This is a genomic window from Bacillus sp. F9_6S_D1_P_5 (assembly GCF_054823925.1).
The window spans coordinates 1-21,834 of the sequence record NZ_JBTREW010000011.1; the positions used below are offsets into that span (position 1 = coordinate 1).

The 21,834-nt window shown below is 36.2% G+C and carries 23 protein-coding genes; 9 read left to right on the plus strand and 14 right to left on the minus strand.

Going from position 1 to position 21,834, the window contains the following annotated elements; all coding sequences use genetic code 11:
* Positions 1–438: 438 nt before the first annotated feature.
* Positions 439–792 (plus strand): YgzB family protein, encoded by a 354-nt coding sequence (locus ACUXEY_RS14815; protein WP_461300989.1) that lies wholly within the window; start codon positions 439–441, stop codon positions 790–792.
* 204 nt (positions 793–996) lie between these two features.
* Here ACUXEY_RS14815 and perR read toward each other — a convergent pair whose 3' ends face one another.
* The 6 genes from perR to ACUXEY_RS14845 all read right to left on the minus strand — a co-directional run bounded on the left by perR (position 997) and on the right by ACUXEY_RS14845 (position 5,288).
* Positions 997–1,425 (minus strand): peroxide-responsive transcriptional repressor PerR, encoded by a 429-nt coding sequence (gene perR / locus ACUXEY_RS14820; protein ID WP_000237831.1) that lies wholly within the window; start codon positions 1,423–1,425, stop codon positions 997–999.
* Between the two features lie 298 nt (positions 1,426–1,723).
* Entirely contained in the window at positions 1,724–2,179 is a 456-nt protein-coding gene (bcp, locus tag ACUXEY_RS14825; protein ID WP_000633720.1) for a thioredoxin-dependent thiol peroxidase, read from the minus strand.
* A gap of 44 nt (positions 2,180–2,223) precedes the next feature.
* A complete protein-coding gene (locus tag ACUXEY_RS14830) occupies positions 2,224–2,628 on the minus strand; it encodes a potassium channel family protein (RefSeq protein ID WP_000964347.1) in 405 nt (134 codons plus the stop codon).
* Between the two features lie 72 nt (positions 2,629–2,700).
* On the minus strand, positions 2,701–3,486 hold the full coding sequence (locus ACUXEY_RS14835) for an ABC transporter permease (RefSeq protein WP_166703497.1): 786 nt from the start codon (positions 3,484–3,486) through the stop codon (positions 2,701–2,703).
* Between the two features lie 4 nt (positions 3,487–3,490).
* Positions 3,491–4,282: an ABC transporter permease gene (locus tag ACUXEY_RS14840; protein WP_000521517.1), complete on the minus strand. Its 792-nt coding sequence runs from the start codon at positions 4,280–4,282 to the stop codon at positions 3,491–3,493.
* Entirely contained in the window at positions 4,275–5,288 is a 1,014-nt protein-coding gene (locus ACUXEY_RS14845; RefSeq protein ID WP_001994869.1) for an ABC transporter ATP-binding protein, read from the minus strand. Before ACUXEY_RS14845 ends, ACUXEY_RS14840 begins: the two co-directional genes overlap by 8 nt.
* Positions 5,289–5,409: 121 nt before the next feature.
* On the opposite strand from ACUXEY_RS14845, the gene hemL reads away from it, so the two are divergent.
* From hemL to ACUXEY_RS14860, 3 genes are all read left to right on the plus strand, one after another.
* A complete protein-coding gene (gene hemL, locus ACUXEY_RS14850; protein ID WP_166703499.1) occupies positions 5,410–6,714 on the plus strand; it encodes a glutamate-1-semialdehyde-2,1-aminomutase in 1,305 nt (434 codons plus the stop codon).
* Positions 6,715–6,912: 198 nt separating this feature from the next.
* Positions 6,913–11,349 carry a glutamate synthase-related protein gene (locus tag ACUXEY_RS14855; RefSeq protein ID WP_461300990.1) on the plus strand — a complete coding sequence of 1,479 codons (4,437 nt, stop codon included), beginning with the start codon at positions 6,913–6,915 and terminating at the stop codon, positions 11,347–11,349.
* Positions 11,350–11,607: 258 nt separating this feature from the next.
* A complete protein-coding gene (locus ACUXEY_RS14860) occupies positions 11,608–12,696 on the plus strand; it encodes an aromatic acid exporter family protein (protein ID WP_151631828.1) in 1,089 nt (362 codons plus the stop codon).
* 15 nt (positions 12,697–12,711) lie between these two features.
* Here the strand turns inward: ACUXEY_RS14860 and ACUXEY_RS14865 are convergent, their stop codons facing one another.
* The 4 genes from ACUXEY_RS14865 to ACUXEY_RS14880 form a co-directional block, all read right to left on the minus strand.
* Positions 12,712–14,472: an ABC transporter ATP-binding protein gene (locus ACUXEY_RS14865; RefSeq protein ID WP_166703501.1), complete on the minus strand. Its 1,761-nt coding sequence runs from the start codon at positions 14,470–14,472 to the stop codon at positions 12,712–12,714.
* Between the two features lie 54 nt (positions 14,473–14,526).
* A complete protein-coding gene (gene ntdP, locus ACUXEY_RS14870; protein WP_000506628.1) occupies positions 14,527–15,057 on the minus strand; it encodes a nucleoside tri-diphosphate phosphatase in 531 nt (176 codons plus the stop codon).
* A gap of 251 nt (positions 15,058–15,308) precedes the next feature.
* The gene (locus ACUXEY_RS14875; protein WP_000997582.1) at positions 15,309–15,569 is read right to left on the minus strand and encodes a YgaB family protein; all 261 of its coding nucleotides are present in this window, start codon (positions 15,567–15,569) and stop codon (positions 15,309–15,311) included.
* A gap of 188 nt (positions 15,570–15,757) precedes the next feature.
* The gene (locus ACUXEY_RS14880) at positions 15,758–16,039 is read right to left on the minus strand and encodes a gamma-type small acid-soluble spore protein (protein WP_461300991.1); all 282 of its coding nucleotides are present in this window, start codon (positions 16,037–16,039) and stop codon (positions 15,758–15,760) included.
* Positions 16,040–16,164: 125 nt separating this feature from the next.
* Between ACUXEY_RS14880 and ACUXEY_RS14885 the strand changes: the two genes are divergently transcribed.
* Positions 16,165–16,389: a hypothetical protein gene (locus ACUXEY_RS14885; protein WP_073518180.1), complete on the plus strand. Its 225-nt coding sequence runs from the start codon at positions 16,165–16,167 to the stop codon at positions 16,387–16,389.
* A 186-nt stretch (positions 16,390–16,575) separates the two neighbouring features.
* Here the strand turns inward: ACUXEY_RS14885 and mutY are convergent, their stop codons facing one another.
* Positions 16,576–17,673 carry an A/G-specific adenine glycosylase gene (gene mutY, locus ACUXEY_RS14890; protein ID WP_166703502.1) on the minus strand — a complete coding sequence of 366 codons (1,098 nt, stop codon included), beginning with the start codon at positions 17,671–17,673 and terminating at the stop codon, positions 16,576–16,578.
* A 148-nt stretch (positions 17,674–17,821) separates the two neighbouring features.
* Here mutY and ACUXEY_RS14895 point away from each other — a divergent pair, with 148 nt between their 5' ends.
* Positions 17,822–18,802, plus strand: coding sequence for a metal-dependent hydrolase (locus ACUXEY_RS14895; RefSeq protein ID WP_166703503.1), 981 nt, complete (start codon positions 17,822–17,824; stop codon positions 18,800–18,802).
* A 24-nt stretch (positions 18,803–18,826) separates the two neighbouring features.
* On the opposite strand, the gene ACUXEY_RS14900 is transcribed toward ACUXEY_RS14895, so the two are convergent.
* On the minus strand, positions 18,827–19,093 hold the full coding sequence (locus tag ACUXEY_RS14900) for a YfhJ family protein (protein WP_166703504.1): 267 nt from the start codon (positions 19,091–19,093) through the stop codon (positions 18,827–18,829).
* A 122-nt stretch (positions 19,094–19,215) separates the two neighbouring features.
* Between ACUXEY_RS14900 and ACUXEY_RS14905 the strand changes: the two genes are divergently transcribed.
* Positions 19,216–19,374 (plus strand): small, acid-soluble spore protein K, encoded by a 159-nt coding sequence (locus ACUXEY_RS14905; RefSeq protein WP_000517891.1) that lies wholly within the window; start codon positions 19,216–19,218, stop codon positions 19,372–19,374.
* A gap of 37 nt (positions 19,375–19,411) precedes the next feature.
* On the plus strand, positions 19,412–19,564 hold the full coding sequence (locus tag ACUXEY_RS14910; protein ID WP_000122093.1) for a YpzG family protein: 153 nt from the start codon (positions 19,412–19,414) through the stop codon (positions 19,562–19,564).
* 64 nt (positions 19,565–19,628) lie between these two features.
* On the opposite strand, the gene ACUXEY_RS14915 is transcribed toward ACUXEY_RS14910, so the two are convergent.
* Positions 19,629–19,946 carry a YfhH family protein gene (locus tag ACUXEY_RS14915; RefSeq protein ID WP_048527867.1) on the minus strand — a complete coding sequence of 106 codons (318 nt, stop codon included), beginning with the start codon at positions 19,944–19,946 and terminating at the stop codon, positions 19,629–19,631.
* 10 nt (positions 19,947–19,956) lie between these two features.
* A complete protein-coding gene (gene recX, locus ACUXEY_RS14920) occupies positions 19,957–20,769 on the minus strand; it encodes a recombination regulator RecX (protein ID WP_048527868.1) in 813 nt (270 codons plus the stop codon).
* An 81-nt stretch (positions 20,770–20,850) separates the two neighbouring features.
* On the opposite strand from recX, the gene ACUXEY_RS14925 reads away from it, so the two are divergent.
* Positions 20,851–21,756 carry a TIGR01777 family oxidoreductase gene (locus ACUXEY_RS14925; protein ID WP_429602205.1) on the plus strand — a complete coding sequence of 302 codons (906 nt, stop codon included), beginning with the start codon at positions 20,851–20,853 and terminating at the stop codon, positions 21,754–21,756.
* Positions 21,757–21,834: the final 78 nt, after the last annotated feature.

Consider the following 21,834-nt stretch of genomic DNA (forward strand, 5'->3'; position numbering starts at 1 on the left):
AGCGTTCATCCTGAGCCAGGATCAAACTCTCCAATAAAGTTAGTTTGTCTAGCATCTAAAAATAAAAATTGACGTTTCACGTTGTTTGTTTCGTTCAGTTTTCAAAGAACTACTTAGTCGCTCATTTGCGACTTCCTTATGTTAACATCTTCGTTTTTCGATGTCAACTAAGTTTTTCAATTTCTTTTTGTCGTTTTCTGCGTTTCCGCATCAGCGACGGTTATTAATATATCATGCAGTACATACAGGGTCAATACTTTTTATAAAAAAATTTCACATCCCGTTAAAAATTTAAAAACATGTTCCAAAAGTAATTAAACTCCCCCCTTCATTCTTCATCACATTTCGTATTTCATATCTTATCACTTTAGCACGCTTTTGAGAGAATGAAAATTCTAAATTTTATGTTATTATTATTGTTATAGGAGAGTGGTGAGAATGAGCATTAAGTATTCAAACAAAATTAATAAAATCCGGACCTTTGCATTAAGTTTAGTATTTATCGGCCTCTTCATTGCATACTTAGGAGTCTTTTTCCGTGAAAACATTATTATTATGACAACATTTATGATGGTTGGCTTCTTAGCTGTAATCGCTAGTACTGTCGTTTACTTTTGGATTGGTATGTTATCTACTAAAACTGTACAAATTATTTGTCCAAGCTGCGATAAACCTACAAAAATGCTCGGCCGTGTTGATGCATGTATGCATTGCAACCAACCTTTAACAATGGATCGAAGTTTAGAAGGAAAAGAATTTGATGAGAAATATAATAAGAAGAGCTATAAGTAATAAGTATATATGGAGACAATGCATCCTTACAAAACTAAACATGAAAAGGTGATTTCTTAATCAAGAAATCACCTTTTGTATTTATCTTTAATTAAATTAGGTTGTGTACTGAACATTTTAACTCCCCCTGAACCTAACATAATTCCCCTATATAATAAAGAAAGAGGCTGACGTAAAGCCGTCAGCCTCTTTCTTTATTATATATTACGCCTTATGACACTCTGGACAAACGCCATAAATTTCTAAGCGATGACTATTAATAACGAAGCCTGTCGTTTTCGCAGCTTCCTCTTCAAGCTGTTCCAAACCTCCATAAGGAAAATCAACAATTTTACCACATTTTTCGCAAATCACATGGTAATGTTGACTTGTAACATAATCAAATCTACTTGAAGCGTCTCCATAAGTTAATTCCTTTACAAGTCCAACCTCTTTAAATACACGTAAGTTATTATAAACAGTTGCAACACTCATATTTGGAAACTTACCTTCTAATGCTTTATAAATGTCATCCGCTGTTGGGTGCGTCATAGATTCCACAAGGTACTCTAAAATAGCATGACGCTGTGGAGTAATGCGTACACCCGTATTTTTCAGCATTTCTAGCGCTTCTTTTAATTCTTCTTTGACCACCGTCATGCACCCCGATTCTATACGGATTATTATTTTATAATTCTTATAAATAGTGTACTCCTTTTCTTATAAATCGTCAATATTTCTACTATAAGTATGTGGTTTATTTTTGTATATAGCCTTATTCTTATATATCTTTCCCCATTTTCTATACATTTACATAGAAAAAAAGTGCGACATAATCGCACTTGGAATACTATCATCTGAGGAGGTATGCCCTACACTTCACTTTATGTAAGACGATAAAATATGTATAGACACTCGCCTTACTTCTATATATTTTATCTCCCCAATGAATTTATTTTATATAAGAAAGAACATCTTCAATATGTCCCTTCACTTTCACCTTACGCCATTCTTTTACAAGCTCACCGTCTTTATTAATAAGGAATGTAGAACGCTCAATTCCCATGTACTCTTTTCCAAAGTTCTTTTTCAATTTCCAAACATCGTACAATTCCGCTACCTTATGATCTTCATCTACTAAAAGCACAAATGGAAGTTCATGCTTCTCAATGAATTTCAGATGTCTGTTCGCTGAATCAGGACTTACACCAAGAATAACTGTATCTTTCTCTTGAAATAATCCATATGCATCTCGAAAATCACACGCTTCAGTTGTACATCCTGGAGTCATATCTTTCGGATAAAAATATAGAACTACATTTTTACCACGAAAATCAGCTAAGCGAACTTGTTCCCCGTTACTTCCCTCTAATGTAAATTCTGGAGCCATTTCTCCTACTGTGATCATTGTTATCACTCCTACTCTTTTCTTTTACTATATCAAATGCTATCTTATTTTTCATTGTCTATTACAGACCTCATTACAAAAGCAAACGGTAATGTATATCCAATTAGCGCTTCTGCAATCGCAATCCATCTCCCTATTCCAATCGGAGCTATATCACCGTACCCAACGGACAACAAAGTAACTGCGCTAAAATATAAACAAATTTCTACAAGTTGAAAAGATTGGGCATGCAAGCTTTCTCCATCTTCTTTCAAAACTGCAAAACCCATTTCTTCTAATACAACATAACTTAGCCCAAACGCAATTAGTACCGTTGTATAAATTAGAAATAAGGAGGCTAAATTATACAGCGAAAAGAAACGCCTAGAATCTGAATATGAACTCCATAACAATTGGACACTTCTCAAAATAGCGATTGCTGCAATTAATAGAATAAATCCCCATAACATGTCCTCCACCTCATTTTATATGTATGAGACGGCCATTGGATTTATCCCTTAGAAACAAACAAGCTTCTATAATTAATTGCCAGCACCACGGTACCTTTTTACCCCTTGATTCCAAAGAGTGATTGCAATCATAAAACAGATAACACCAACAAATGGTGTTGCAAATGCATAGCTATTCCACTCTGTTTTTCTTAAGAAATATGCTGCTGGATACACTCCAACAAACGCAAATGGTAAAACAAAAGTTAAAATGAAGCGAATCACCCGGTTATAAATATTAACAGGATAGCGACCATAGTTACCTATGTTATACATTAGCGGCATAATTGAACTTTTCGCATCCGACCAAAAACCAAGGCTTGCAAGCGTAACAAATATCCCTCCGTATACAAGTGCGCCCCCTCCTACCATTAGTAAGAATAAGAAGAAATCGTACCAGTAAAAAGATAATTGCAACTCCACTGCTGCGTAGCCCATTACAACCATCCCTGTAATCGCTCCAATTAAAGATTCAAGCTCCATTCTTTCTAATATAATTTGAAATAAACTATGAATCGGTCTCGTTAATATACGATCCATCTCTCCTTTAATAATATAACGATCATTAAAGTCCCATATGTTAAAGAAAGCAGAGAAAATAGCAAACGGTACTAAAAAGAAACCATAAATAAAGATTACTTCTTCTCTACTCCAGCCTTTTAATGCTTGTGTGTGTCCAAACACAACGAGAATAAAGATTAAATTAACAGCCTGTAGTGATAAATCAGAAAGTAATCCAACGATAAAATCGCCCCGATACTCTAATTTTGTTTTTATATATTGGCTTGCATACTGCAAAAATAGTTTTATATATATCATCTCATCATCCCCCTTGTACAATTAGACGTTTTCTCGCCGTTCTCCACATGAGTACAATTGGAATAATAAGTACAATTGCCCAAATTACTTGGAATAATAATGCCTCATACAATTTACTTCCTTGTATACCTTCTGAAAAAATCATACTCGGAATATAACTAATGGCCTGAAACGGTAAAAACATCATTGCCTTCTGGGCCCATAACGGATAAAAACTAATTGGTAATAATAGACCTGAAAATAAATCAATAACAACACGTTTTGCATACATAATCCCACTATTATTAAATAGGAAGAACGTGAGCATCCCCGTCATTAAATTAATTTGTGTATTAATAATAAAACTAAATATTAAAGATAAGAAGAAATATAACCACGTTTGAAAATTCGTTGTAATTTGCAATGAAAATAATAAGGTAACGATAACCATTCCCGGAATTGAAAAGAACGCAAAACGAAATATCCCTTCACCAAGACCTTGCATCACTTTCATCCCTAAATAGTTATATGGACGGATCAGCTCTACCGCTACACGTCCTTCTTGAATCTCCATCGCAATTTCCCTGTCTATATTATTAAAATAAAAGGCACGTGCCATCCACGCAATTGCGATATACGTAGTCATTTGCGAAATAGATAAACTTTCAATATTCTCTTTTCCGCTATAAATTGCTTGCCATAAAAAATAATACGCGCCGATATTAATTGTATAAATTAAAATCCCGCTATAATAGTTTGTACGATACGCAAGCATCATTAAAAAGCGAATTCGAATCATTTCAATGTACTTACCCATGTTTAATACCTTCTTCATAAATGTTACGAATAATTTCCTCTGTAGACACTTCGTTAATTTTTAAATCTTTAATTTGAAAGGCTTGTACTACTTTAGAAATAAGCATTGAAATAATAACTTCTTCATTCGGTATTTTTGCAATCCACGAGTTTTCCTCTTTCGCTTTCGACCAAACGACATGACTATCTGGCATCACCATTGATAAATCCTGATAGGAAACTGGTGCAACAAACTGAAAATGTATTTCCTTCTCTGCTCCCCACTGCGTACGAAGATTATTTAAAGAACCGTCATACATAATATTTCCTTCATCCAGCATGATAACGCGCTCACATAAAGCTTCAATATCAGTAATATCATGAGTTGTTAATAAAATTGTTGTTTTATAACGTTCATTCATTTCTTTTAAAAATTCACGTATTTTCAATTTCACAAGTACATCTAAACCAATTGTTGGTTCATCTAAAAATAATAACGGCGGATTATGAATTAATGCTGCCGCTAATTCACAACGCATTCTTTGACCAAGAGATAACTTTCGTACTGGCTTATCTAATAAAGGCCCAATATCTAACGTTTCAATCACGTGCTCCATATGTTCTTTATACTGGGCGTCTGATACACCGTACACCTTTTTTAATAAACGAAACGATTCTTGTACAGCAATGTCCCACCAAAGTTGCGAGCGTTGACCGAAAACAACACCAATTGTTCTTACAAATTCTTCTCTCTGCTTATGCGGATTCATCCCATTTACTAAAATCTCACCTGATGTCGGAGTCAAAATCCCAGTAAGCATTTTAATTGTCGTCGATTTACCGGCACCATTCTCACCAATATACCCAACCATTTCACCTTGTTTCACAGTAAAAGATACGTCATTTACTGCTGGTACTATTTTATAATTACGATTTAATAAATCGCGAAATGCACCCTTTAAACCTGGACGACTTGAATAGGCTGTAAACTCTTTACGTAACCCTTGTACCTCAATTACCGATTTCATAACCGGACCCCCTTCCTAAATGTCACAACGAATAGTTTACCCAACTGCCTTCTCTATCACAAACAATACGTCTTTTCGAAAAACATGTTAGAATAATACATAGATTTTTGTAAGGAGATGAATGGTAGTGAAATTCACAAAATCAGAAGCATTACATAAAGAAGCTTTAGAACATATCGTTGGCGGCGTTAATAGTCCTTCTCGTTCTTTTAAAGCAGTTGGCGGCGGCGCTCCTGTTGCTATGGAACGTGGAAAAGGTGCTTATTTCTGGGATGTAGACGGAAATAAATATATCGATTATTTAGCAGCATACGGTCCTATTATTACTGGACATGCTCACCCGCACATTACAAAAGCAATTACAACAGCTGCTGAAAATGGTGTACTTTACGGAACACCAACAGCGCTAGAAGTAAAATTTGCAAAAATGTTAAAAGAAGCAATGCCTGCATTAGATAAAGTCCGCTTCGTAAACTCTGGTACTGAAGCAGTAATGACAACAATTCGTGTCGCTCGTGCTTACACAGGCCGCACAAAAATTATGAAATTCGCTGGTTGTTACCACGGTCATTCTGATTTAGTACTTGTAGCAGCTGGATCTGGTCCTTCTACACTAGGAACTCCTGACTCAGCCGGTGTACCACAAAGTATCGCTCAAGAAGTTATTACCGTTCCATTTAATAATGTAGAAACTTTAAAAGAAGCATTAGATAAATGGGGACATGAAGTAGCAGCTATTCTTGTAGAACCGATTGTTGGAAACTTTGGTATTGTAGAGCCAAAACCTGGCTTCCTTGAGAAAGTGAATGAACTTGTTCACGAAGCTGGTGCACTAGTAATTTATGATGAAGTTATTACTGCTTTCCGCTTCATGTACGGTGGTGCTCAAGACTTACTTGGCGTAACACCAGACTTAACAGCTCTTGGCAAAGTTATTGGCGGTGGACTTCCAATCGGTGCTTACGGTGGTAAGAAAGAAATTATGGAACAAGTTGCCCCTCTTGGACCTGCATATCAAGCTGGTACAATGGCAGGAAATCCTGCTTCTATGGCATCTGGTATTGCTTGTCTAGAAGTTCTTCAACAAGAAGGGCTTTATGAGAAATTAGATGCACTTGGTGCAATGCTTGAAAAAGGAATTCTAGAGCAAGCTGCAAAACATAATATCGATATTACATTAAACCGACTAAAAGGTGCTTTAACTGTATACTTCACAACAAATACAATTGAAGATTACGATGCAGCACAAGATACAGACGGTGAAATGTTCGGTAAATTCTTCAAGCTTATGCTTCAAGAAGGAGTGAACTTAGCACCTTCTAAATATGAGGCATGGTTCTTAACGACAGAACATACAAAAGAAGATATTGAATATACAATTGAAGCTGTAGGCAGAGCATTTGCTGCTTTAGCAGATAATAAATAATCCCATCATTAAAAGGAAAAAAGAAAGCACATCTTTCTTTTTTCCTTTTTTCTATTTCATAAATTCCTTATTAATAGTATAATTATTCATAATTATCTGTTTAATTTTCTTTTATATCCTTACTATCTTTGTATACAAGGCTGCTCACGCCTTAAATAGTAAGATTATTCAAACTTCAATAAGAGGGGGGATTGACGGATGCTCAATAAAACAAATACATGGACACCGTCTTTATTTCGAGATTATAAAAATGCAGAACATGATGCTTGTGGAATCGTTTCCGTTATGGAGAAACGAAAAATTCCTACAAAAGAAAACATTGACCTTTGCATACAATCACTCGTCAAAATGAATCATAGAGCTGGTTTCATTAATGGTGAAGGCGATGGAATTGGCATTCACATTGATGTACCAAAAGCACTTTGGAGTGAAAAACTAAAAAGTAGCGGATATAATCCAACGATCGTGGATCATCCCCACTTTATCGTTGGACATTTTTTTCTAAACAAAAGCGCAAATATAATTAATTTAAAAAATCATATTCGTACACAACTAAACAACGAAAAATTTGCAATCCTTTTCGAAAGTGATGATGTAATAAACTCCGATGCACTCGGTCCACTTGGCAAACAAGAAGAACCTTTATTTTGGCAAGTTGCCCTTATCGCAGAAAATGGAGTTACAAATATTGAGCAAACATTATTTTCAGTAACGATAAAAATAGAGGAAAACGAAGCGATTCATGTTGCTTCCTTAAGTCGTGATCATGTTGTATATAAAGTTCTCGGTGCTGGTGATACACTTGTTGCTTATTATAATGATTTACAACATCCGCTGATCGCTTCAACTATGACACTAGGACATAACCGCTATTCTACTAATACATTATCTAATTTTTTTCGTGTACAACCATTTAGCATTCTCGGACATAATGGTGAAATTAACACCATTGCAAAATTACGCGATCAAGCTGACATGATTCATGTTCCACTTACTGCTGGGGGCAGTGACTCCCAAGATTTAAACCGCACCTTAGAAACTCTACTTGTTCAATACGACTACAGTTTATTTGAAGCAATGGATATACTATTCCCACCAATTATTAATGAAATTAAACTTTATGAACCGCATTTACAAGATTTATATACGTATATACGTGAGGCATGGGGCCATTTTGCGCAAGGTCCAGCTGGTATTATTTCACGTTATAAAGATGAAGCTGTTTTCAGCGTTGATTCCCTTGGACTACGACCAGTATGGAAAGTAGAGACAGCGAGTTCTTATGTTTTCTCTTCTGAACCTGGAGTTGTATCTCCAACTGAATATGTAGCTGAACCGAAACCACTCGCTCCTGGAGAAAAGGTCGGCCTAAAGTGGAATGAACAAGATGAGCTTGTCCTTTATGAATATGACAAATACCAAGCTCAAGTATACGACCGTTTTAAAAAGCGAGTTGATACTAAAGATTATCATTTAAACTTATCTACCCCTGAAACGAAAGAAATCCAAGGATTATGTGATTCTATGCAAGTTGAAACGAAGCAATACGTTGCTTTCGGATGGGATCGTGAACATATTCAGCTTCTTGAACAGATGGCAACAAAAGGCGTTGAGCCAATTCGCTCACTTGGTCATGACTCACCACTCGCTGCACTCGATACTGATAGACGAAATATCGCTGACTTCATTAAGGAGAGTGTAGCTGTTGTTACAAATCCAGCAATCGATCGCGATCGAGAAGTCGAACATTTCTCCACACGGACGATACTCGGAGAGCGCCCAAGTTTATTAAGCGGCGCTAAACAGCCATTTGTAGTTGAGATGCTTTCCCCTATTATTTTAGAAGGAAGTGTAGCACAATCTATTGCAGAGGAATTACACACAATTACGTACGAACAACTTATACAGTTATTCAATACTCATAGCTCTATCGCTACAATCTCTGCTACATTCAGTCCGGCAGAAACTCTACACTGCGCCCTAAATCGAATTAGTTCTGAAGCGATAACAGCCGCGAACGAAGGAGCTTCCCTATTATTAATAGACGATGCCAATGCTCATCTAAATGGACGGTTATGGATTGATCCGCATTTAGTTACAGCTAAAGTACATCAAGTATTAAGCGAAAATAAATTACGCCGAAACTGCTCTCTCGTTATACGTTCAGGTGCCCTTCGCTCCTTACACGATATCGTCACACTATATGGATTAGGAGCAGATAGTATTAATCCATATTTATTATTTGCAACCGTAAATGACGGGACGAAAACACCAATTACGAATTTATATCATGCACTTAATAAAGGACTAGAAAAAGTCATTTCAACAATTGGAATTCATGAATTACGTGGTTACGGTCGCCTCTATTCTTCTATCGGATTACATGAGGAAATCGCAAATATATTACAAATTACGAATTTCCTCGGTTCAAATACTTTAGCTTTTTCGCTTGAGTCACTTGCTGAAGATGCACAAATGCGCGCGGATGATTATAATAATCCTAAAGTTAGAATGCGAAAATCTTTTCATATATTCCCGCGAATTTGGAAAGCAATCGGCGATGTTGCAAAAGGAAATTCTTATGATGATTACCGTGATAAATTAAGTGAGTTAGAGGAAAATAATCCAATCGCGATTAGACACCTTGTTCAAACGAAAGAAACAAAACATGTCGTTCCAGCTGAAGAAGTATCCATCAGCATTCAAAATCATGATTTACCATTTATTATTAGTTCCATGTCATTCGGTTCTCAAAATGAAATTGCCTTTCGTGCATATGCAGCAGCGGCCGATCAGCTAAATATGATTAGTTTGAACGGTGAAGGCGGCGAAATTAAAGATATGATTGGAAAATATCCACATACACGTGGACAACAAGTTGCATCTGGGAGATTTGGCGTAAACGCCGAACTACTAAATTCATCAAACTTAATTGAAATAAAAATTGGGCAAGGCGCAAAGCCTGGTGAAGGCGGACATTTGCCCGGCTCAAAAGTAACAGCAAAAATCGCTGAGGCACGTAATGCTACAATTGGCTCAGATTTAATTTCACCTTCTAACAACCATGATATTTATTCCATTGAAGATTTAGCTCAAATGATTACAGAAATTAAAACGGCTAATCAACTTGCGAAAGTAGCTGTAAAGGTCCCTGTTGTCCCTAATATCGGAACAATCGCTGTCGGTATCGCAAAAGCTGGTGCTGATTTTATTAACATTAGCGGATTTGATGGTGGTACAGGTGCCGCACGTATTCACGCATTGCAACATGTAGGCCTTCCTGTAGAAATCGGTGTGAAAGCCGCTCACAATGCTTTATTAGAAGCAAATATGAGACATAAGGTAGAAATTTGGGCTGACGGTGGTATTCGAAGTGTTAATGATGCCTTGAAAATCATGCTCCTTGGGGCAAATCGTATTGGATTTGGTACATTATCGATGATCGCAATTGGCTGTACAACTTGCCGCGGATGTCATCTAGATACTTGTCACGTCGGAATTGCAACACAAATTGAGTCTGAAGCTCAGGCGAAAGAACACGGATTACGCCGCTTCGTCCCACGCGAATTAGAAAGCGCCGTCGCTGGATTATTACATTTATTCACCACTTTTGGCGTAGAACTAAAACGATTAACAGGAAATCTTGGTTATACAAATTTACAAGAAATTGTCGGGCGGTCCGATTTATTAGAACAAGTTCGAGGCGAAAATTTATTAGACTTATATAATTTACTACAAACGATAGAACATCCATCTGTTACAAACACGGAACAGATGCCTGAAAAACAATTTGAAACAGTTCATTCCCCTCATTCAAAAGAATTAGTAGGCGTTGGTGTAGAGCAACGCGTTATGGGTGGTCTAGAATCTTGCTATCGCGTTCGTAGTAAATTATATGAAGATACAAAGCTTGAACCACTTACATTAAAGTATACGAATGGCTCTATTCCTGGAAATGGGTTAGGTGCTTACAATAGCGAAAACTTATTTATACACGTAAATGGTGGTGCACAAGATGGTATTGGTAAAACCTCCTTTGGTGGTGGTATTTATATAACGAAAGCAAAAGGAAAAGACGGCATATATTATAACGGTTCTGTCGGAAAAGGTTTTGGATACGGTGCACAAAAAGGAGCGCTATACGTTCAGGGTAACGCTGATGCTCGCGCTGGCATTCGCCTCTCTGGAGCAGACATGATAATTGGAGGGCGCATGACAAAGCCACTCCGCGAAAAAGAGCAAGGGAATATAGGAGCATACTCTAATATTAAAGGTTTCGCTTTTGAATATATGACAAATGGGCGAGCGCTTGTTTTAGGGGATCCTGGCCCATGGATCTGTGCTGGTATGACTGGCGGTGTTGTTTATTTACGTCATGATTCAAGCTTAGGTTTAACAGAACAGGCCTTAAAAAGAAGAATCGCAAAAGGGGCCAATGTTACATTACAACCAATTAGTAAAAATGGTGTGCAAGATGTGACTGAGTTATTGCTAGATTATATTCGTGTATTAAATGAGCATGAGCAATACGAGGAAGTTGCTTTATTAACACCGTTACTCGATGATATGCAGCACCAGTTCTTTGAAATTATCCCGAAAAAAGAGCAGGCTGACCCATCTATCTCAACAGAGTGATATAGCTAACTTTCATTTTCAAGAATAAATTGACGAAGTACACTTCTCATAGTAATCTATAGTAACAATTTGAAACCTGCTGAAATTCAGCAGGTTTTTTTACTAAAAATTGATGTTTAAAAAGAATTAGGAAAAAGTATAAATGAATCTTAATTTCTTATTAACGTCACTAAAATATCACTTGCTAACATATTGTAATGAATGTATAGTATCATGTTGTACATTCATTATGACAAGAGAAAGGATCTTATTAAGGGTATGAAACTTGGTGCTCGCATTTTAAAAACGGGTATTGCCATCACATTAGCTTTATTTGCTTGTATTTTACTTCAATTACCGAGTCCGGTATTTGCGGGAATCTCAGCTATTTTCGCTGTTCAACCGTCTGTATACCGCTCGTATTTAACTGCTCTTGAGCAAATTCAAGCAAACGTCATTGGCGCGGTATTCGCTATCGTATTTGCTACTGCTTTTGGACATAATCCTTTTATTATTGGATTAACATGTATATTAGTAATTGCGCTTACACTGCAATTACGATTAGAAAACACAATATCAATTGCTTTAGTAACAGTTATCGCCATTATGGAGTATCAGGGCGAAGATTTCTTTAGTTTTGCCTTACTTCGCTTTGCGACGATTATGATTGGAATTATTGCGGCTTCACTTGTAAATTTAGTGTTTATGCCGCCAAAATACGAAACAAAACTATATCATCGTATCGTTGATAATACAGAAGAAATTGTAAAATGGATTCGAATGAATAGTAGGCAAGCTTCTGATTTTACAACGCTAAAAACTGATATTGATCGTATGAAAGAAAAAATGATCAAATTAAACCATTACTATTTGCTGTATAAAGAAGAAAGAAGCTACACAAAAAAAGTAAAGTTCGCAAAAATTCGTAAGCTCGTTTTATTCAGACAAATGTTAGCGACGACAAGCCGCGCTTTAAGTACGTTAAAATCATTACATCGTACTGAAAATGAACTGCGCTATATGCCAGAAGAATTTCAGGAATCTATTCAAAACGAACTTGATTCATTAACGCATTACCATGAACAAGTTTTATTAAAATTTATTGGTAAAGCAAAAAAACAACAATCCGTTGAAATGCTTGATGAAGTTGAAACAGGTAAACAAGAATTAATTGATATCTTTATGGATTATCAAAACAAAGACGATGAGGAAGCGTATAAAACATGGCTACACCTCTTCCCTCTTATTTCTGCCATTATTAACTATAGTGAAGAAGTAGAGCATTTAGATTTACTTGTGGATAGCTTCTACACATACCATAAACCAGAAGCAGAACTCCAAATCGAAGATAAAAAAGAAGACGAATAAAGAAAACAGCTCCTTTTACGCTAAAGGAGCTGTTTCTGTTATATGTTGAAGTTGATATAAATTGTAATAAAAACCTCTTTTTTTCATTAACTCTTCATGAGAACCTGTTTCTTTAATTTCACCATCTTCAATGTAAATAATCGTATCCACATGCGTAATCGTCGCCAATCGATGTGCAATTATGATCGTCGTTCGATCAGCAGCTAACGTCTGAAGCGCCTGCTGAATATACCGTTCATTTTCTAAATCTAAAGCGGAAGTCGCTTCATCTAATATAAGTAACGATGGATTCTTTAGAAACACTCTTGCAATCGCTACACGTTGCCTTTGCCCACCAGATAACTTCACACCGCGTTCCCCAACGACAGTATCATAACCATCAGGTAACTCTATAATAAAATCATGAATTTGCGCAGCTTTGGCAGCTGCAATCACTTCTTCCTCTGTAGCTTTCGGATTTCCGTATAAAATATTCGCCCCAATTGTATCGCTAAATAACAAATTATCTTGCAGTACAATTCCAATATGACTACGTAAATTTCTCATATCATACTTTCTGACATCTATCCCATCTACATAAACTGCACCTGAAGAAACATCATAGAAACGAGGGATTAAACTAGCAAGAGATGACTTCCCTCCCCCACTCGCTCCTACAAGTGCTACCTTCTCTCCTGGCAACATAGTTAACGAAAGGTTATGTAATATCTCTTTTTCATCTGAATTGTAACGAAAAGATACATTATCAAATATCACTTCACCATTTAATTTTTTCGTTTGTACCGCACTTGGCACATTCACAATATCGTATTTCTCATCTAACAATTCAAACACTCGATCCATCGATGCGAAAGACTGTGTTAATGTTGTAGAGGAATTAACAAGACGGCGAAGCGGACTATATAAACTATCCATATATCCAACAAAGGCAACCATAGTCCCTAACGTTAACTGCCCCTGAACCACCTCATATGCTGCAAAACCAATTACAAGTAATGGTCCTAAATCTGTTAACGTATTTACCGCCGAAAATGTTCTCGCGGTCCAACTCGTATGCGTTAACGCTTTCGTCAAAAATTCATTATTTCTTTTTTCAAACTGCTTCCCCTCATACTCTTCTAATGCAAAGCTACGTGTCACCTGCATCCCTTGAATACGTTCATGTAAATACCCTTGCATCGTTGCTAACGCTTGTGAACGCTCTTTCGTCAATTTTCGAAGACGTCCAAAAAAATATTTCACTGCTACTACATAAATAGGTAAAATTAATAGCGCAACAAATGTCAATTTTACATTCATAGAAAACATAACAATAATAGCAATAGCAATCGTTGCTGTATCTAACCAAACATTCATCAAACCAGTAATTACAAAGTCCTTCGTTTGTTCTACATCATGAATGACACGTGAAATAATTTCCCCTGTTTTCGTATTCGAATAATAGCGTAAACTCAACTTTTGCAAATGACCAAAAATATGTTTTCTTAAATCATATAGGATTGTATTTGCGATACGCTGCGCGAAATATTGACGATAATATTCAATTGGCGGTCTTAACACTGCAAAAATAAAAAAAGCAATCCCAATCGCTGTTACTAGTTGGGACGTTTTATCTTGAAGTGACCCTCCGCCTTGAATTACATCATCGATAATATATTTTAATAACCACGGCATAATAAGCGGGATGCCAAATTTAACTAGACCAATCATAATCGTAATAGCAATAAGCCATCGATATGGTTTAACAAATTGCAAATATCTTTTTATACCTTGCACATAATCCCCCCTCTAATAGGACAAACCTGCCGGGAAATCCCCTGCAGGTTTGTTTTAATTTCTGTACATTAAATATCTTTCATACCACATATCTACAAAGTCTGGCGCAAATGGCCCTTTTCTCTGATGAATCCATTGTGTTAATTGTGCTACATTTCGTTTTAAAATGGTATCAATAACAGGTGGATATTGCATAATTTGACTATGTTTTTCATACTCATCTTCATCTAAAAGCGTATATGTCATATCTGGATACACTTTAATATCTAAATCATAATCAATATACTTTAACGCTTCAGAATCATATGCAAAAGGTGAGCTTAAATTACAATAATAATATACTCCCTCTTCCCTTAACATTCCAATTACATTAAACCAATAGTTGGCATGAAAATAACAAATTGCTGGTTCACGAGTAATCCATGTTCGGCCATCTGATTCTGTCACTACTGTACGATCATTTGCTCCGATCACAAGACTCTGTGTCCCTTTTAAAATTGTTGTCTCTTCCCACATTCTATGAATGGAGCCATTATGTTTATAACTATGTATTTGTACTTTTTCTCCTTCTTTGGGAAATCCCATATATGCTCCCTTCCTTCAACTGCAAATGCTCTTTGAGCTGCATTCACTTTTTTTCTATTATAACTTTTTTGTCGAAATTTTAAAACTAAAGCGACAAGACTCTATTTTTTCACACTGAATACCATATCTCTAATCTTCTTCGGGTACTGGGCTTTCGCTACATTATTTAGAAACGAGGAAATGAGAATAGAAAAAGCCCTTCCTTATTTCTATCTAAAGAAGGACCTTTCACCGAAAGGTAACAATATGTCTTATCCTAAATTCGAAATCATTTTTTCAGTTTCAAAAGATTGAATCACACTATTTGTTTGCTCTTCAAATTTCTCATGTAACAGTTTTAACGCTAATTCTGTTCTATATATTTCTTGGCGGATAAAATGTAATTCCTTTTTATCGCACGTATCCTTTTCACTCATTTCAATTTGCTGATACTTCTCTAGATGAGCTTGTAGCTTTAACAACTCATCCATCGTTTCCAATTGTTCTCCTACCAACTTATCAAAATCGTTCATTACTTACCCCCTTTTAGACTTATTTATCAGTTATTATTCCTCATTACATATTTCTAATCTTTAACTTCCTTTTCCTTTGACTACATTTGTTGACTTATTAGAAGTTATGTCGTTCACTTTCTTTTCATTACCATGCCCCAGGCACAAAGAAAACACTTCTCCTGAATTAGAGAAGTGTTTTTCTTTCATTACTGATTTGAACTAGAAGATTGTGATTGTTTTGCTGCTGATTGTGCATTTTGTTTTTTCACAGCATGCACGTCTGTTTCAGTTGCAAATTCAGTACCATAACTAGTGTTTGCACTTTGTGCACCAGAAGCTTGTGCTTTCTTTGCTTCTGATTGTGCGTTTGCTTGTTTTACTGCTTGTACATTTGTTTCAGTCGCAAACTCTGTACCATAACTAGCATTTGTACTTTGAATGCTAGCGCCAGAAGTTGCCTTGTTATAACCTTGTTGTTTTTTACTCATCTTTCTCACCTCCACAATCAATAATGTAACCAATTAACCTAAGAGCTATCCGTAATTTTCTTTTAAAAAAATTCTGCATATATCTCTCATCACTCATTCAAACTATAGAAAATGGAGGTGGAAATATGTATATAGGACGCGATATGACTGAACTAACGATGGTTTCAAAAAGTGAATGGAAAGAAGATGAATTAGCTTATTTTCATCATTCGTTACAACAGATTCTGCCTTATTTAAATGCAGAAGGTCAAAGTATTTACAAAGAAATTGTAATAGAAATTGAAACAAGAGGCGGCTTACAAGAAGGTGAGGCTAGTTGGACTCATGGGACAAAAATTTCTTACGATTAAAAAAGTGTTCCCAATCTAGGGAACACTTTTTTATTTATCCCGCTTTAATGGGCAGTAAGACCCCCACCTTAAAATTCAGCGAAAGCAAAGAATTTAGGTGGGGGATCAACTGCCCATAAAAGTCCGATTGGTTCAACTAATAATCAGTGGGGGATGAAGAAAACCCCCACTGATTAAAGTTTCACTTTATTGCATTGTAATTTTCTCAACGCAATTTTCATAAATCGTACGATGCGATTTCGAGAAAGGTAACTGTTCAAATGCTTCTTTCGATACAAATTTCAATGTATCTGTTTCAACAATGTCACCAGTTACTTTTCCGTAAAATACGAATATATCCCAAGTACGATGGGTAAACGTATGTTGTACATTCATTGCGTATTCTTCAATAGAAATCGAAAGCTCAAATTTTTCTTTCATATAATCTATAAGCTGTTCCTTCTGATTACGAATCCCTTCGCCAAGTTCAATATTCGGAAACTCCCACATATTAGCTAATAAACCGGTACTTGGACGTTTATTAATGACGTAACGACCATCTTCCGTTTGAAGCACCCCTGCAACAATCGGTACCATCGTAGGAGCTTTCGCTTTACTTTTTACTGGTAACTCTTTTTGAACACCTTCAGCATATCCCCTGCAATGCTCACGTACAGGACAAAGTAAGCATGCTGGATTTTTCGGAATACAAATTAGTGCCCCTAACTCCATCAAACCTTGATTAAAATAAGATGGATTTTCAGCCGAAATAATTTCACGCACAATCTCTTCAAACACTTTTCTCGTTTTCGGTTTTGCAATGTCATCCCATATGGATAAAATACGGGATAATACACGCATAACATTTCCGTCAACTGCCGGCTCTGGTATACCATATGCAATACTTAAAATAGCACCTTTTGTATATGGTCCGACTCCCTTTAATTTTTCAATTTTCTTTACATCACTCGGTACGATCCCGCCGTATACTTCTTTTACTTCTTTTACGGCCGCATGTAAATTTCGTGCTCTAGAATAATATCCTAAGCCTTCCCATGCTTTTAACACTTCTTCATCATCAGCATTTGCCAAAGCTTCTAGAGTAGGAAACTTCCCCATGAAATTCGCGTAATATGGTTTTACAGCTTCTACCCTAGTTTGCTGCAACATAATTTCCGAAACCCAAACACGGTATGGATCTTTATTTTTACGCCACGGTAAGTCGCGCTGCTCTTTTTCAAACCAACCAATTAAATCATTTTGAAACTGCTCTATGTTAAAATTATTTAATATTTCAAGTGTCAAACTTGATCCCCCTCATTTTTTGCATATAAGTACTATTATAAAGATTTTAGGAAAAAATTTAAGTAAGATGACATAGGAAATAGAAGGCAAAGGACTTGAGGTATCGAATAAAAAGAGTTACATTAATAAAAAACGGAGGTGGATTTCTATGGACACAGCCACTCACCTTGTTATGGGCGTTACTCTAGGCAGTTTGGCCACGTTAGATCCAGCCATAGCACAAAGTGATATTGGCCCACAAGCAGTTATGCTCGCTACAATTGCCGGTTCCAATATTCCTGATATCGATACAGTTTTAAAATTGCGTAATAACGCTAAATATATAAGAAATCATCGCGGGATTACTCATTCCATTCCTGCAGTAGTTCTTTGGTCATTCCTTATAAGTGGCATCTCTTTCGCCTTCTTTTCAGACGCTCCATACTTGCATCTACTACTTTGGTCATTTATTGCCGTCTTTCTTCATGTCTTTGTTGATATTTTCAATGCCTACGGTACACAGGCATTACGGCCCTTCACAAAAAAATGGGTAGCGCTCGGCATCATTAATACATTCGATACCGTCATTTTCTTTATCCATATACTTGCAATTGCTTGTATGCTTGTAGGTTCCCACAAAGGGTATACTGCCTTAGCAGCATATATATTGATGATTATTTACTATATCGGACGGATTATGATGCATAGAAATATAAGAAGCGTTGTACAAAAACGTTTCAAACATGTTGAGAAGATAATTATTTCTCCTTCTTATCGATTTTATCATTATCATTTAGCAATCGTTACAACCAATTATTACTACGTTGCTAGATGGCATCGCGGTAACATCATGGTATATGATAAATTCGACCGGGTACCGTTCCCAGACAATGCTATTATGCGCGCAGCTAAACAAGATGAAAACATCTCAGCATTTTTATCTTTCTCCCCTGTGTATCGCTGGGACATTTTCGATTATGATCATTATTACGAAGTTCGATTCATTGATTTGCGCTATCGCAGTAAAGATTATTATCCATTCGTTGCGATCGTTCAACTCGATCATAATTTAAATATTATTAGTTCCTATACAGGATGGATTTTTAGTGAAGAAAAGCTTCGAAAAAAACTGGAGTTACTTCCACATTAAAAAAAGCGACTTAAGTCGCTTTTTTTAATGTTTCAAATGATCTTCTTGATTGATTAAATGGCTATATTTCGGATTATTTGTGCGCATTTCATGAAGACGCGCTCCATGATTATTAATCCATGTTCTTACCACTTGTTCAGTCATTTCATCACCTTGGTAACGTCCTGATTTCGCATAAGTTGTTTGGAAATCTTCCCATAGTAATTCAACCCACGCACGTGCTTGTGCGTAAGAAAGCTTGTCATTTTTTTCTAATAGTTCTTTCGTTAATGCTTCATAAATATCATTCATGTTCTAATCTCCTTTTACCTATTTATCCCTTCATTTCTAAAGGATAGTTTCTTCTATTTTGCACATTCTATAATTGATACTTCTTCAAGAGGTATCAACTGATGATGAGGAGGGCGTTCGCAATGGGTAAACAAGCCGAATTTTGGTCTGAGTCAAAAAACAACAGCAAAATCGACGGTCAACCGAAAGCGAAATCACGCTTCGCTTCGAAACGACCTAACGGCACAATTAACACGCACCCACAAGAACGTATGCGTGCTGCAAATCAGCAGGAAGAGTAGTACAAAGTAAATCAACTTCCTACACGAGGTGATAAAGATGAGCTACCGTGATCGCTTAGATAGTCGTTCTGAATTATTTAACCATACGTGGACTCGTCCGAAACATGCTAAAGCGCAAGTTAACGGACAGACGCAACAAACCCAGTCTCTCATTATATTGGCGAACGAATGTAAAAAACGCCAATTTTAGAATCTCCTATCTCCTGTAACGCCTACCAAAGATGAAAACCAGAGAGATATTCGCTCTCTGGTTTTTATTTTTCTTGCAATAAAGAAATCGGTATTCCAATCTCTTCATTATCATTTTGCTTATGTCCCCAAGCAAATACCCCATTGAAGTACGTAATTTCAAATAATATACCAGGTTCTTCTACTAATTCATATGTCTCACCGATATGGAATTTGTTTATGTCAGTCATATAAGCGCGGGCCATTGCTATCTTTCGCATTAATACATCGAACTCATTTACAATTCCAAGTTGCTCAGCTTTTATCGCTTGCTCTTTCAAAAGCCCAATTTCTTCCCTTAGCTCATGTGGTGTCATTTCACTGTAGCGCTTTGGCATATTCATCTTATTCTCCTCATCCCTCTTCGCGTTTCATTTGCAAAAATACCTCTATTTCATCGATAGAGAATCCTTTGCGGTATAACGCTTGTTTCATCTTATTTTCGAATGTCCATCCATCATACTTCTTATATTTCTCATAATATTTATTCCCATGATAGTGTAACGCCTCTTGTTGCTTTTCGTCATCTTTTTCGTCTTTCAATTCTTCTAAACAAATTTGAATCACATCTCTAGAATATCCTTTACGAACAAGCATCTCGTCTAACTTGAGCTTCATTTGTAAAAAAGAATGCTTTTGATAAGCTTTTTTCTTCTTCTCTATAAGAATTAAAGCATTTTCAATTTGCTTTTCCTTCGGATATTCTTGTAAACTATGCGTAATAATTAAATCCTGAACACCTTTATTTAACAACTCTCTTTTAATAACAGTGGGACCTTTTCGATTCACATTGCTTTGCGTTCTCGTATATAAAACAGCGTACTCTTTATCATTAATATATCGGTCATGTAATAATTTCGAAACGACTTCAGAGATGATGGCCTGTCCCACTTCTTTTTTTCGTAAAAAATCTTCTATTTCTAGTTTCGTTCTCATTTGATAGGATAAATAGGAGATTGCTTGTAAATATGCTTTTTGTACCTCTTCATTGTACAAAATATTTCCTAACGCTATTTCATCAATTTCTAAGCCCTTTTGTAATCCGTGTTTTATTAAGATTACTTCATTCACACTAAATCCGTACTCTTCACCTTGACCTTTATCAATATAAATATTAAATCGTTCTTTCGATCGTTTTTGTACTTCTATTTTTGTAATGACAGCCATACTCTCACCTCTCTATTATTTTAACATAGTCAAGGAACGTTTTTGCTTTTCAAGAATATATATAATGAGGAGGAAATAATTGTGAAAATCGCAATTTCTGGTGGTACCGGCTTTATCGGTAAATACCTTTCTACTTTTTTTATTCAAAAAGGATATACGGTTTACATTCTGACTCGAAACAAAACTACTGAAACTTCCGACCCTAACCTTCAATACGTACAATGGACACCAGATTTACAAACCTTTCCCCTCTCCTCTATTGATATAGTTATTAATCTAGCTGGAGAGTCCATTAATAGTAGATGGACAAAGAAACAAAAGAAAGCCATTTTAAACAGTAGAATTCAAACGACAAAAGGACTCATTAAACAATTACAAACACTCAACATAAAACCGCACACATTTATTAATGCAAGTGCTATTGGATACTATGGAACGTCTGAAACCGAGTCTTTTACAGAACAGCATGAGACTCCTGGAGATGACTTTTTAGCACATACAGTATATTCATGGGAACAAGAAGCATCTAAAGCTCGTTCTCTCGGAATGCGAACAGTATACGCAAGATTTGGAGTCGTATTAAGTGCAGATGGAGGAGCTCTTCCAAAAATGCTACTCCCCTATCAATTCTATATCGGCGGTACAATTGGATCTGGAAACCAATGGTTATCATGGATCCATATAGACGATGTCGTTCGCCTGATTGATTTCATCATACACAAAAAAGAAATTGATGGACCGCTTAACATTACAGCACCCCTCCCTATAAGAATGAAGGAATTTGGAGAAACCATTGCAACTATAATGAAAAAACCTCATTGGTTACCTGTCCCTTCATTTATGCTTCATACTTTACTTGGTGAGATGAGCATACTTGTACTAGAAGGACAACATGTATTACCTAGTAAAGCAATTGAACATGGGTATGAGTACACATTTCCGGCAATAGACCATGCATTACAAAATATACTTTCGCATACAATGTAGTACTTCTAAAACACAGTTTTACAGGGGCCCTTTTCAAAACTTTCATTTTCTAGAATCCGGAGCATTATTACACAAATA